At 69.3% G+C, this 13,431-nt stretch carries 11 protein-coding genes; 8 read left to right on the top strand and 3 right to left on the bottom strand.

Annotation, left to right across the window (positions count from 1 at the left end):
• Window positions 1–7 precede the first annotated feature (7 nt).
• Window positions 8–832, top strand: a complete 825-nt coding sequence (locus FOB47_RS18840; RefSeq protein WP_053822044.1) for a competence/damage-inducible protein A — start codon at window positions 8–10, stop codon at window positions 830–832.
• Window positions 833–1,036: 204 nt separating this feature from the next.
• Here FOB47_RS18840 and FOB47_RS18835 read toward each other — a convergent pair whose 3' ends face one another.
• Window positions 1,037–1,501, bottom strand: a complete 465-nt coding sequence (locus FOB47_RS18835) for a rhodanese-like domain-containing protein (protein WP_174781815.1) — start codon at window positions 1,499–1,501, stop codon at window positions 1,037–1,039.
• A 519-nt stretch (window positions 1,502–2,020) separates the two neighbouring features.
• Here FOB47_RS18835 and FOB47_RS18830 point away from each other — a divergent pair.
• From FOB47_RS18830 to ntrC, 4 genes are all read left to right on the top strand, one after another.
• Entirely contained in the window at window positions 2,021–3,436 is a 1,416-nt protein-coding gene (locus FOB47_RS18830; protein ID WP_053822041.1) for a 3-hydroxylaminophenol mutase, read from the top strand.
• A 138-nt stretch (window positions 3,437–3,574) separates the two neighbouring features.
• Window positions 3,575–4,210 carry a DUF4124 domain-containing protein gene (locus FOB47_RS18825; RefSeq protein WP_244959334.1) on the top strand — a complete coding sequence of 212 codons (636 nt, stop codon included), beginning with the start codon at window positions 3,575–3,577 and terminating at the stop codon, window positions 4,208–4,210.
• 10 nt (window positions 4,211–4,220) lie between these two features.
• Entirely contained in the window at window positions 4,221–5,399 is a 1,179-nt protein-coding gene (gene glnL, locus FOB47_RS18820) for a nitrogen regulation protein NR(II) (RefSeq protein WP_174781814.1), read from the top strand.
• A 103-nt stretch (window positions 5,400–5,502) separates the two neighbouring features.
• Window positions 5,503–7,149: a nitrogen regulation protein NR(I) gene (gene ntrC, locus FOB47_RS18815; protein ID WP_174781813.1), complete on the top strand. Its 1,647-nt coding sequence runs from the start codon at window positions 5,503–5,505 to the stop codon at window positions 7,147–7,149.
• Between the two features lie 157 nt (window positions 7,150–7,306).
• Here the strand turns inward: ntrC and FOB47_RS18810 are convergent, their stop codons facing one another.
• Window positions 7,307–8,008 (bottom strand): fumarylacetoacetate hydrolase family protein, encoded by a 702-nt coding sequence (locus FOB47_RS18810; RefSeq protein ID WP_174781812.1) that lies wholly within the window; start codon window positions 8,006–8,008, stop codon window positions 7,307–7,309.
• 323 nt (window positions 8,009–8,331) lie between these two features.
• Between FOB47_RS18810 and FOB47_RS18805 the strand changes: the two genes are divergently transcribed.
• Window positions 8,332–9,354, top strand: a complete 1,023-nt coding sequence (locus FOB47_RS18805) for a Bug family tripartite tricarboxylate transporter substrate binding protein (RefSeq protein WP_174781811.1) — start codon at window positions 8,332–8,334, stop codon at window positions 9,352–9,354.
• A 146-nt stretch (window positions 9,355–9,500) separates the two neighbouring features.
• Entirely contained in the window at window positions 9,501–11,294 is a 1,794-nt protein-coding gene (locus FOB47_RS18800; protein ID WP_244959333.1) for an IlvD/Edd family dehydratase, read from the top strand.
• 48 nt (window positions 11,295–11,342) lie between these two features.
• Here the strand turns inward: FOB47_RS18800 and FOB47_RS18795 are convergent, their stop codons facing one another.
• Entirely contained in the window at window positions 11,343–12,218 is an 876-nt protein-coding gene (locus FOB47_RS18795; protein WP_053822036.1) for a LysR family transcriptional regulator, read from the bottom strand.
• A gap of 251 nt (window positions 12,219–12,469) precedes the next feature.
• On the opposite strand from FOB47_RS18795, the gene FOB47_RS18790 reads away from it, so the two are divergent.
• Complete coding sequence (locus tag FOB47_RS18790) at window positions 12,470–13,414, top strand: dihydrodipicolinate synthase family protein (protein WP_174781810.1); 945 nt, start codon at window positions 12,470–12,472, stop codon at window positions 13,412–13,414.
• The last annotated feature ends 17 nt before the right edge of the window (window positions 13,415–13,431 follow it).

Genomic DNA, 13,431 nt, shown 5'->3' with positions numbered 1-13,431 from the left:
GGGCATCATGGGTTTCGGCCTGATCGTGATCGGCGACGAGATTCTGTCGGGACGACGCGAGGACAAGCACATGCGGCGCGCGATCGCGCTGCTGGCCGAGCGCGGCCTGGCGCTGCAATGGGCCGAATATGTCGGCGACGAACGCGAGCGGATCACCGCGACGCTGCGCCGCACGCTGGCGGGACCCGACGTGGTGTTCTGCACCGGCGGCATCGGTGCCACGCCGGACGACCACACGCGCCAGTGCGCGGCGGCGGCGCTGGGCGTGCCGCTCGAGCTGCATCCGGAGGCGCGGGAGCTGATCGCGCAGCGCATTGCGGAAACGGCGGGCGGCGATCCGGTCAAGGGCGACCTGTCGCTGCCCGAGAACCAGCACCGCTTCAAGATGGGCGAGTTCCCGCGCGGCGCCCGCATCATCCCGAACAGCTACAACCGGATTCCGGGCTTCTCGATCGGCCACCACCATTTCATGCCCGGCTTCCCGGTGATGGCGTGGCCGATGATGGAGTGGGTGCTGGACAACGAGTATTCGCACCTGTTCCATCAGGTCCAGCACGTCGAGCGGGCCTTCCTGGTGTTCGAGGCGCCGGAATCGACGCTGACGCCGCTGATGGAGCAGGTCGAGATGGCGTTTGCGGGCGTGCGCGTGTTCAGCCTGCCGTCGGTCGGCGACGCGCAGCGCGGCGAGCTCTATGCGCGCCGGCATATCGACCTGGGCGTCAAGGGCGCGCCCGCGCTGGTGGAGCCGGCCTACGCGATGCTGCGCGACGGCGTGCGCGCGATGGGATTCGAGGTGGTGGAGAACGCGGGAGCGGGCGTCAGCGCGGGGTGAGGTGGCATTGCGCGATCGCGCCGCAAAAGGGGCGGGTTTGCTCCCGTCTCCCGCGGGCTCGAGAGAGGGATAGGGCGGTCCGTCATGCGTCAGGGTGTCGCCATGGCGAGCGCCTTTCTCTCTCCCCCGACCCCTCTCCCCGACCCCTCACCCGCAGAGCGGGAGAGGGGAGAAAACGAGCGGATGGACGAAATTGTCCGGTCCTCAAGCCCCGTGCCAAGGCAATCCGCGCACGCACCAGCCCTCGACGGTCTTGCGGTGATGGTGCTCGTCGCGCGCGCCTTCGAAGCCTTCCAGCACGTCGATCGCATAGCGGTAACCGGCTTCGGTGGCCACCCGGGCGGCGTGCTTGGAGCGCGCCGCGCTGCGGCACAGGAACAGCACCGGCGCGTCCTGCGGCACCTTGGCCTTCAATTCCTCGACGAAGCGCGGATTCTGCGCGCCGCCCGGATAGCCGGACCATTCCACGTGCAGCGACTGGTGCTCCGGCACATCCGGGCCGCCGACCCAGTCCAGCTCGGCCTGGGTGCGTACGTCGACCAGCACCGCGGCGGGATCGGCCATCAGCAGATCGTAGGCCTGCTGCGGCGTCAGGGCGCCGTAGTAGGGCAGTTGGTCCTGTTGTTGCCGCGCGTTGGCGGCCTGCAGAAGCGCGTCTCGGTTGGTCATTGCAAGGGACGGTTTGGATCGATAAGGGGCGTGACGCCGATCGCGGCCACACCTGCTGCAAAGACCGTTATTCTACTCCGCCGGCGCGGCGCGGCCGCAGTGCGAGGCCAGCGGCAGACTCGACATCGGGCGCTGGCGCCAGCATGGTGCCGATGGCACCATAGCGGTGCATTCGGCGGCGAGGATGCACCGGTTTGGGGTGCGCGGCCCGTCGGACGGCGCAGCGGCCGAGCCGGCGGAGCGCTGTTGCGGCGTGTCCGGCATCCGTCCCGGTCCTTGCGCCAGCGCGGTGCGATGGCGCCATCCCGCGCCGATGCACAGCTTTCGGGAACGGCGCGGGGACGGCATGGCGGCAACGCCACCCCCGCGCCAAATCCGTGCGGACGTTGGCATGCTTTCTGCTAACATGCTTCGTCCTTTTGATGGCCGGTCGCCGCCGGCAGGCGGCAGCGATGCGCCCCCGGCGGCCGGCACGTGAATGGCTCCAACTGAACTCAGCCGAATTACCAGGAGATAGGCATGGCGCAGAGCGTTGCAGATGTGATGAAGCTGGTGAAGGAAAACGACGTCAAGTTCGTCGACTTCCGTTTCACCGACACCAAGGGCAAGGAGCAGCACGTGTCCGTGCCGACCTCGCACTTCGGTGACGACAAGTTCGAGAGCGGCCATGCTTTCGACGGCTCGTCCATCGCTGGCTGGAAGGGTATCGAGGCCTCCGACATGCTGCTGATGCCGGATCCGAACACCGCCCATATCGACCCGTTCTACGAAGAGCCGACGCTGGTGCTGACCTGCGACGTGGTCGAGCCGTCGGACGGCAAGGGCTACGACCGCGACCCGCGTTCGATCGCCAAGCGCGCCGAAGCCTATCTGAAGAGCACCGGCCTGGGCGACACCGCCTACTTCGGTCCGGAGCCCGAGTTCTTCATCTTCGACGGCGTGACCTGGAACGTCGACATGCAGGGCTGCTTCGTCAAGATCCACTCGGAAGAAGCGCCGTGGTCGTCGGGCCGCGAGTTCGAACACGGCAACAGCGGCCACCGTCCGGGCAAGAAGGGCGGCTACTTCCCGGTCGCCCCGATCGACACCTTCCAGGACATGCGTTCGGAAATGTGTCTGATCCTGGAGTCGCTGGGCATCCCCGTCGAAGTCCACCACCACGAAGTGGCCGGCCAGGGCCAGAACGAGATCGGCACCAAGTTCAGCACGCTGGTGCAGCGCGCTGACTGGACGCAACTGCAGAAGTACGTGATCCAGAACGTCGCCCACACCTACGGCAAGACCGCGACCTTCATGCCGAAGCCGGTGGTCGGCGACAACGGCTCGGGCATGCACGTGCACCAGTCGATCTGGAAGGACGGCCAGAACCTGTTCGCGGGCAACGGCTACGCCGGCCTGTCGGAGTTCGCGCTGTACTACATCGGCGGCATCATCAAGCACGCCCGTGCGCTGAACGCGATCACCAACCCGGGTACCAACTCGTACAAGCGTCTGGTGCCGGGCTTCGAAGCGCCGGTCAAGCTGGCCTACTCGGCCCGCAACCGCTCGGCCTCGATCCGCATCCCGTACGTGGCGAACCCGAAGGGCCGCCGCATCGAGACCCGCTTCCCGGATCCGCTGATGAACCCGTACCTGGGCTTCTCCGCGCTGATGATGGCCGGCCTGGACGGCGTGCAGAACAAGATCCACCCGGGCGAGGCCGCGGACAAGAACCTGTACGACCTGCCGCCGGAAGAGGATGCGAAGATCCCGACCGTGTGCGCGAGCCTGGATCAGGCGCTCGAGTACCTCGACAAGGACCGCGAGTTCCTGACCCGTGGCGGCGTGTTCAGCAACACGATGATCGACGCCTACATCGAACTGAAGATGGAGGAAGTGACCCGCTTCCGCATGACCACCCATCCGCTCGAGTTCGAGATGTATTACTCGCTGTAAGCGCTCGCTGCCAGCACGCGCTGTAAGCACACCGTGCTTGTTGCACCAGGAAGGGGCGGCCTCGGCTGTCCCTTTTTGTTTGGCTCGCTAGAATTGGGCTTCCTCCGATCTCGATGCCTGCCGATGCGACGCCCGTCCATGACCGCGACCCTGTCTTCGTTCCGCTTGCCGCACCGCCCCGGTGCCGAACCGGCGCCACTACCCCGGACCGGTGCATCGGCCGCCCTGTTGCTGGGCATCGCGGCGGGGGTGGTGGCGGCGCTCGGTCCGCTCGGAGCGTTGCCCGCAGCGGCGCAGTCCGCGCCGAGCGGTTCGGAGATCTACGTCTGCAGCGGCCCGAAGGGCGTGCCCGAATACCGCAACGGCAACGGCGGCAAGGGCTGCAGAAGGCTGGACCTGCCCGAGGTGCTGACCGTGCCGGTGACGCGGCAGCCGTCGCGCGGCGGCGGCGGTGGTGGCGGTGGTGGCGGTGGTGGCGGTGGTGCGGCGCCGCTCGAAGGCGCGACCGCGGCGAATTTTCCGCGCATCGACGCCGCCACGCAGCGCCGCCGCGACGGCGAACGACGTGCGGTGCTGGAAGAGGAGCTGCGCAGCGAGCAGGCCAGGCTGGCCGCGCTGCGCGCGCAATTCAACGAGGGCCAGCCGCAGCGGCAGGGCGACGAGCGCAACTACCAGCGCTATCTGGACCGTACCGCCGCGCTGCGCGAGGACATCGCCCGCAGCGAGGCCAATGCGGCCGCGCTGCGGCGCGAGCTGGCCAACCTGAAGGACTGAGGATCGATCGATGCGCCGCCTGATTCGCAGCGTTTCCCGCAAGGTCGGCGGCGGCGAACGCGCGCCGGCCGACGACGCCGCCGTGTCGCCGGCAACGGCCGCGCCGCCGGTGGCGCCCGCGTTGGCCGCGTTGAGCGGACTTGCGGCCGGGCTCGACATGATGCCCAACCCCGTGCTGCTGGTCGCGCAGCCCGGCATGCGGATCGTCTATGCGAACCCGGCGGCCGAGGCGAGCTTCGGCCTCTCGCGCAAGTCGATGCTCGAGCTGTCGCTGTCGGCGCTGTTCGGGCGCGCCGACGAGCTCGACGCGATGATCGATTCGGTGCTGGCGCGCCAGGTCGATGCGCGGCGCCAGGACGTGGTCCTGCAACCGCCGCTGCGCGAGCCGATGCACGCGCATGTGGTGATCGGCGGCATCGACGCGAGCCCCGGCACCGCGCTGGTCGAGGTGCTGCCCAACGAGCAGAAGGTCCGCAGCGAAAGAGAGGAACGCATCCTCGACCTGACCTCGGCCAACAAGGAGCTGATCCGCAATCTGGCCCACGAGATCAAGAACCCGCTGGGCGGCATCCGCGGCGCCGCCCAGCTGCTCGAATTCGAATTGCCCGAGCGCAGCCTGCGCGAATACACGCAGGTCATCATCAAGGAGTCGGACCGCCTGCAGACGCTGGTCGACCGGCTGCTCGAGCCGCACCGGCATCCGCATATCGTGCGCGAGCTCAATATCCACGAGGTGCTCGAACGCGTGCGCTCGGTGGTGCTGGCCGAATTCCCCAACGGCCTCGAGATCGTGCGCGACTACGACGCCAGCCTGCCCGAGCTGTCGGGCGACATCGAGCAGCTGATCCAGGCCGTGCTCAACATCGTCCATAACGCGGCGCAGGCGCTGGCCGAGCGCATCGCGCGCGGCGATGCGCAGATCGTGCTGCGCACGCGGGTCGCGCGCCAGGTCACGATCGCCAAGCGGCTGTACAAGCTGGCATTGGACTTGCATGTGATCGACAACGGTCCGGGCATTCCCGACGATATTCGCGAACGCATCTTCTACCCGCTGGTGTCGGGCAGGGATGGCGGCAGTGGGCTCGGTCTGACACTGGCGCAGACCTTCGTGCAGCAGCACGAGGGATTGATCGAATGCGAGAGCCGGCCCGGCTGTACCGATTTCCGCATCCTGCTGCCGCTGCGCTGAATCGCCCGAGATCGGCTCACGATCGATGCCTCCCACGCCGGGCGGCGGGCGGACGGCGCAGCGAAGGCGGACCTCCGAAACACCGAGCAGACAAGCGACGCACATGAAGCCGATCTGGATAGTCGACGACGATCAATCTATTCGCTGGGTCCTGGAAAAGGCCCTGGCCCGGGAGAGCCTGCTGTCCCGCAGCTTTACCAATGTGCGCGACGTGCTGTCGGCGCTCGAGGAAGACGAGCCCCAGGTCCTGATCTCGGACATCCGCATGCCCGGCGGTTCGGGGCTCGATCTGCTGCAGGCGATCAAGGCCCGCCATCCGGGCCTGCCGGTGATCGTGATGACCGCCTACTCGGATCTCGACAGCGCGGTGGCGGCCTTCCAGGGCGGCGCCTTCGAATACCTGGCCAAGCCCTTCGACGTCGACAAGGCCGTCGAGCTGATCCGCCGCGCGCTGGAGGAAAGCCTGCGCGAGGAGGAGTTGGACGACCGCCTGCTCGACGCGCCCGAGATCCTTGGCCAGGCGCCGGCGATGCAGGACGTGTTCCGCGCGATCGGCCGGCTGTCGCAGTCGAACGTGACGGTGCTGATCACCGGCGAGTCCGGCACCGGCAAGGAGCTGGTCGCGCGCGCGCTGCACAAGCACAGTCCGCGCGCCAACGGCCCCTTCATCGCGCTCAATACCGCGGCGATTCCGAAGGACCTGCTCGAGTCGGAACTGTTCGGCCACGAGCGCGGCGCCTTCACCGGCGCGCAGACGATGCGGCGCGGCCGCTTCGAGCAGGCCGAGGGCGGCACGCTGTTCCTCGACGAAATCGGCGACATGCCGTTCGACCTGCAGACGCGGCTGCTGCGCGTGCTGTCGGACGGCAACTTCTATCGGGTCGGCGGCCACAATCCGCTGCGCGCCAACGTGCGCGTGATCGCCGCCACCCACCAGAACCTCGAGACCCGCGTCAAGGAAGGGCTGTTCCGCGAGGATCTGTTCCACCGGCTGAACGTGATCCGGCTGCGGCTGCCGCCGCTGCGCGAACGGCCGGAGGACATCACGCTGCTGGCGCGGCATTTCCTGCAGAAGAGCGCCAAGGAGCTGGGTGTCGAACCGAAGCGGATGTCGGACGAGGCGCTGGCCTATGTCAGCACGCTGCCGTTCCCCGGCAACGTGCGGCAGCTGGAGAACCTGTGCAACTGGCTGACCGTGATGGCGCCGGCGCAGACCATCGAAGTCAAGGACCTGCCGCGCGAGATGATCGGCGGCGGCGCACCGGACGGGCAGGCCGGCATGGCCGGCTACGGCGTCGCGCGCGCGGCCGAGCGCGACGCGCAGGGCGGCGTCGAGGCGGTCGATGCCGCCGCCATGTCCGGCGGCTTCGGGGGCGGGTTGGCCGGTGCGATGGCGGGCGGGTTTGCCGCCGACGGCGCGGCCACGCTGGCGCCCGATGCGGAGGCGCCGGCTTACGGCGGCCGCCTGGCGCCGGGCTTCGGCACGGCGGGCACGCTGCCTTCGGCGCCGGCACCGGCGCCAGGCGCCGCGCCGGCGCCCGGCTGGGAAAGCCTGCTAGCGGGCGAGGCGCGCGCGATGCTGGAAGCGGGCCAGCCCGAGGTGATGGACCTGCTCACGCGCCGTTTCGAAAAAGCGGTGCTGGAGGCCGCGCTGGGCGTCACGCGCGGCCGCCGCGTCGAGGCCGCGACCCGGCTCGGCATCGGCCGCAACACCATCACGCGCAAGCTGCAGGAGCTGGGCTTCGATTGAGCGTGGCTTGCCGCCACGCAAGCAAAAGGCCACGGTCCCATGCCGTGGCCTTTTTTGCTGGCGCCGCTGTTGTCCCCGCGACGGCGGGGACCCGGCGGCTTGCAGACGACGCTGGATGTCCGCCTGCGCGGCAATGACAGCGCAATTCGCGTACGCGCTAGCCGCGGCGTTGACCGACCGTAAAGGCGAACTCGCTCAGTCCCGCCACACCGCCGCGCACCGCGTCGCCCGGCTGCAGCTTGCCGACGCCGGCCGGCGTGCCGGTGAAGATCAGGTCGCCCGCAGCGAGTGCGACGCTCTGCGAGATATAGGCGATCACGTCGGCCACCGGCCAGATCATCTCGTTGAGGTCGCCCTGCTGGCGCACCTCGCCATTGACCTCGAGCCAGATGCGGCCCTGGGCCGGATGGCCGACCGCACTGGCCGGCTGCAGCGGCCCGCACGGGCCCGACGCGTCGAAGGCCTTCGCCCAGTCCCACGGCCGGCTCATCGACTTGGCGACATCCTGCAGATCGCGGCGCGTCAGGTCCACGCCGACGCCATAGCCCCACACATGGTCCAGCGCGCGCTCGACGGCGACGTCGGTGCCGCCCTTGCCGATCGCGACCACCATTTCGATCTCGTGGTGCAGGTTGTCCGTCAGCGGGGGATAGGGCACGGTGCCTTGCGCCGGCACCACCGCATCGGCCGGCTTGCTGAAGAAGAACGGCGGCTCGCGGTCGGGGTCCTTGCCCATCTCGCGCGCATGGGCGGCGTAGTTGCGTCCCACGCAGAACACGCGGCGGATCGGGAAGCGGGCGTCGCTGCCGGCGACGGCGACGCTGGCCTGCGGACAGGGTGGAATCACGAATTCGGTCATGGTGTGATGGAATCGAGAGAGAAGCGTAGGGTTCGGCGGGGGCGTCGACAGCGGCGGGATCCGCGCGAAGCCAGGCCGATTGTACTGAGCAGGACTCGCGATATGAAACGAATGATTTTGGCGCTGAGCATCAAAAACTCCGATCGATGATTCGCCGGCGCGATCCGCCCAGACCAAAATAATTTTTTGGTTAATCGGTGCGGCAACCGCTTCTTCCGCGCGCCGCCCGTCTCCACACTTGCCGTCACGGCGCCCCGTGCCTCGATCCGTTCCCACGCGAGGCCCGAGGGCAGCGCCGACGACAACGAGATCCAGGAGACCCCATGACCACCAAGCCGATCCCCTCATTCCAGCGATGCCGCCGGAGCTGGCTGCGCGCCGGCCTGCTCGCCTTGTCCGCGCCGCTATGGGCCGCGCTCGCGCCCGCCGCCCTGGCCGCGTACCCGGACAAGCCGGTGCGCCTGGTGATTCCCTATCCCCCGGGCGGCGCCACCGACGTGATCGGCCGCATCGTCGCCGCCCGGCTCGGCGAGTCGCTGGGGCAGCAGGTCGTGGTCGAGAACCGCGGCGGCGCCGGCGGCAATATCGGGGCCGAGGCGGTCGCGAAGAGCGCGCCGGACGGCTACACGCTGCTGATGGGCGCGCTGACCTCGCATTCGACGATGGCGACGCTGGAGAAGGGGCGGCTGCGCTACGATCTGCTGAAGGACTTCGTGCCGGTGATGGTGGTCGGCTCGGTGCCGCTGGTCGTGGTGGTCAATCCGCAGTTGCCGGTCACCACGCTGCAGCAGCTGATCCAGTACGGCAAGGCCAATCCCGGCAAGCTGAACTATGCGAGTTCGGGTGCCGGCGCGCCGCAGCGGATGGCGGCCGAGATCTTCCGCAAGGAGGCCGGCATCGACATGGTGCACGTGCCGTACAAGGGCAGCGGCCCGGCGATGACCGACCTGGTCGCGGGGCAGGTCAACATGATGGTCGAGACCGTGCCCGCGGCGCAGCCCTTCATCAAGAGCGGCCAGTTGCGGCCGGTCGCGGTGGCGGCGTCGAAACGGATCTCGATGCTGCCCGATGTGCCCGCGGCCGGCGAGAGCGGCATGCCGGCGCTCGATGTCAGTTCGACCTTCGGCGTGCTGGCGCCGGCCGCCACGCCGGCGCCGGTGGTGCAGCGCCTGAACGCCGCGCTGGCGAAGATGCTGGAGATGCCCGCGGTCAAGGCGCAGTTGCTGCAGCAGGGCGTCTACGCGTTGCCCGCCACCACGCCGGACAAGGCCGCCGAGCGCCTGCGCGACGAGGTGAGCCGCTGGCAGAAGGTGATCACCGACGCCGGCATCGAGTCGGACAGCTGAACACACGGCCGACGAGCTTTCCACGGCCGTCCCCTCGTTCCCGCGAGCGCGGGGCCCGGCGTCCTGCAAACGCCGCTGGGTCCCCGCCTGCGCGCGGACGGCAAGCTTCGTCAGACCATTGAAGAACCCCATTTTCCGCGCTGACCATGAGCAACAATTCGAGCACACCGAACCCATCCGGCGACGACAACGAACGCGATCACCAAAGCGATACCCGGGCCGACACCGGCCTGCGCCAGGGCCTGACCAACTACGGCGACCAGGGCTTCTCGCTGTTCCTGCGCAAGGCCTTCATCAAGGGCTCGGGCTATACCGATGCCGCGCTCGAGCGGCCGGTGATCGGCATCGCCGATACCGGCAGCGCCTTCAACCCCTGCCACGGCAACATGCCGCAGCTGGTCGAGGCCGTCAAACGCGGCATCCTGCTGGCCGGCGGGCTGCCGATGCCGTTCCCGACGATCTCGATCCACGAGAGCTTCGCCGCGCCGACCAGCATGGTGCTGCGCAACCTGATGTCGATCGATACCGAGGAGATGATCCGCGCGCAGCCGATGGACGCGGTGGTGCTGATCGGCGGCTGCGACAAGACCGTGCCGGCGCAGCTGATGGGTGCCGCCTCGGCGGGCGTGCCGGCGATCCAGCTGGTGACCGGCGCGATGCTGACCGGCTCGCATCGCGGCGAGCGGGTCGGTGCCTGTACCGATTGCCGCCGCTACTGGGGCAAGTTCCGCGCGGGCGAGATCGACGCGCACGAGACCGCGCAGGTCAACGACCAGCTGGTCGCCAGCGTCGGCACCTGTTCGGTGATGGGCACCGCCAGCACGATGGCCTGCCTGACCGAGGCGATGGGCATGAGCCTGCCCGGCGCGGCGACGCCGCCGGCAGTCACCGCCGACCGCATCCGCATCGCCGAGCTGACCGGCACGCGCGCGGTGGCGATGGCGCGCGAGCGGCTGACCATCCACCAGGTGCTGACGCCGGCCGCGTTCGAGAATGCGATGCGCGTGCTGCTGGCCATCGGCGGCTCGACCAACGGCATCGTGCATCTGGCCGCGATCGCGGGCCGCATGGGGCTGGACATCGACATGCAGGCGCTGGACCGCATGGGCCGCGAGACGCCGGTACTGCTGGACCTGAAGCCCAGCGGCCAGCACTACATGGAAGACTTCCACAAGGCCGGCGGCATGGCCACGCTGCTGCGCGAGCTGCGGCCGCTGCTGCGGCTCGAGGCGCTGACCGTGACGGGACGCACGCTGGGCGAGGAGCTCGACGCGGCCGGAGCGGGCTTTGCGCAGGACGTCGTGCGGCCGATCGCCGATCCGATCTATCCGCAGGGCGGCATCGCCGTGCTCGGCGGCAATCTGGCGCCGGGCGGCGCGATCATCAAGCAGTCCGCCGCCGACGCCGCGCTGATGGAGCACGAGGGCCGCGCGGTGGTGTTCGAGAACGCGCAGGACCTGGTCGCGCGCATCGACAGCGACGACCTCGACGTCAACGCCGACGATGTGCTGGTGCTGAAGAACATCGGCCCCAAGGGCGCGCCCGGCATGCCCGAGGCCGGCTATATCCCGATCCCGCGCAAGCTGGCGCGCGCCGGCGTCAAGGACATGGTGCGGATCTCGGACGGGCGCATGAGCGGCACCGCGTTCGGCACCGTGGTGCTGCATGTCACGCCGGAAGCCGCGGTCGGCGGACCGCTTGCCCTGGTGCGCACCGGCGACCGGATTCGCCTGAGCGTCAGCCGGCGCGAGCTCAGCCTGCTGGTGGCGGACGACGAGCTCGAGCGGCGCCGTGCGGCCGACCCGGTGCGCGAGCCCAGCGCGCCGCGCGGCTACCTGAAGCTGTTCCTGCAGACGGTGACCCAGGCGGACCGGGGCGTCGACTTCGACTTCCTGCGCGCGCCGCAAACGCGCGGCAAGACGCCCGGCGCGCCCCGGTAAGCGGCCATCCCGACGGCGGGACAGCGCGGCAGCGCGGCCAGGGGCGGGCTACCGCTGCCCGGTCGCGCTCGCCGCATGCTCGAGCAGCGTGCGCGACAGCGCGCCATGCGCGGCGTGCGGCGACCACAGCAGGCCGACCTGCCGCACCGGCGCGCGGCCCGGCAGCGCAATGCGGGCGACGCGAATCCCTTCGGGCCAGGGCGGCGTCCAGTCCGGCACCAGCGACACGCCGATGCCCTGGTGCACCATCGTCGCGATCGCGTTCAGCGCATCGATCTCGAGCCGCTCGTGCGGCACGATATTGTGCTCGTGCAGATAGCGGTCGGCGACCATGCCGCCCCACATGCCGCGGTCGTAGCGGATGAAGGGCTCGGTGGCCAGCAGCTCGTGCGCGCCGCGCCCGGCCATCGATTCGGGCGCCAGCACGATGAACGGCTCGCGCACCAGCACGTGCCACTCGAATGCCTTCGGGATGGCGAACTGCGGCGCGACGATGATGCCGGCATCGAGATCGCCGCCGACGATGCGGCGATACAGGTGCGACGACGAACCGGGTTCGACGAAGATCTTCAACCGCGGATGCGCCGCATAGACGCGCTTGAGAATCGGCGGCAGCAAGCCCGTCAGCGCCGAGGTCGACACGCCCAGCCGCAGTTCGCCCAGCAGGCTGTCGTCGTGGGCGACCGCGTTCAGGTCCCGCACATCGCGCACCACCGCACGCGCCTTCGGCAGGATCCGCAGCCCGCCCTGGGTCGGCACCACGGTGCGGCCCGCGCGCTGCACCAGCGCCGTATCCAGCGATTCTTCCAGCGCCTTGACGCGCGCCGCGATGGCGGCCGGCGTCAGGCCCAGGCGTCGCGCCGCTTCGGCGAACGAGCCGTGCTCGACCACGGCGACGAAACTCTGCAGGTAGCGAATGTCCATGGCGGGGAGGGCTCCTTGTCTCTCGTTGTTGTCGTCGTGGTAGGGCCGCGGCGAATCTTAGCAAAGGCCGACCGCGGCCTCGATCCGGCGTGAACCCAAAAAACTTTATCGTCTGAAGCAGCCGTTCGATGCTGTTTCCATCGGTTGGCGGTTCCTAGAATGGGCTCCATTCGTTGACACCGTCCTTGATGCCACTGGTCGAGCCCAATCGATTGGGCCAGCCGGCCAGGCGCCCATCCCCGGAGACAGCCATGATCCAGTCCGCCCGCCCGCGCGGCGTCTTTTCCCCCGTGTTGACGCCGTTCACCGCCGGCTACGCGCCCGACGCGCAGCGGTTCGTGCGGCATTGCCGCTGGCTGATCGAGCAGGGCGTTGGACTGGCCGTATTCGGCACCAATTCCGAGGCCAATTCGTTGTCGCTGGACGAGAAGCGCGCGCTGCTGGATCGTCTGCTCGACGCCGGCATTCCGCCGGACCGCCTGATGCCCGGCACCGGCGCCTGCGCGCTGCCGGACGCCATCGCGCTGACGCGCCACGCGGTCGCCGCGGGCTGTGCCGGCGTGCTGATGCTGCCGCCGTTCTACTACAAGGGTGTCAGCGACGATGGCCTGTTCCGCGCGTTTGCGCAGGTCATCGAGGCGGTTGGCGAGGGGAGCGGCAACGAGCGGCTGCGCGTCTACCTGTATCACATCCCCGCGGTCAGCCAGGTGCCGCTCGGCCTGGACCTGATCGACCGGCTGCTGACTGCCTACCCGGGCATCGTCGCCGGCATCAAGGACAGCTCCGGCGACCTCGCCAACACGCGCGCGATGATCGAGCGCTTCGGCGCGCGCGGCTTCGATGTGTTCGCCGGTAGCGAGGCGATCCTGCTGGAGACGATGCGCGCGGGCGGGGCGGGTTGCATCACGGCGACCGGCAACGTCAATCCCGGGCCGATCGTCGACCTGTACGCGAACTGGCAGGCGCCCGATGCCGATGCGCGGCAGGCCGCGCTGAACCGCACGCGCGCGGCCTTCCAGCAGTTCCCGATGATCGCCGCGATGAAGGAGGCGATCGCGGTGCAGAGCGCGGACGGCGGCTGGCGCACCGTGCGGCCGCCTCTGACCGAGCTGCAGCAAGGCCAGCGCGCGCTGCTGGGCCGGGCGCTCGATGCGCTGGGCTTCGCGATGCCCGGCGCGGAGCGGCTCGCGGTCTGACGGCATCGCGGCCGCAA

This window comes from Cupriavidus gilardii (genome assembly GCF_013347325.1).
In the GTDB taxonomy this organism is placed as follows: Bacteria; Pseudomonadota; Gammaproteobacteria; order Burkholderiales; family Burkholderiaceae; genus Cupriavidus; species Cupriavidus gilardii.
This window is presented reverse-complemented; position numbering and strand designations above follow the sequence as displayed.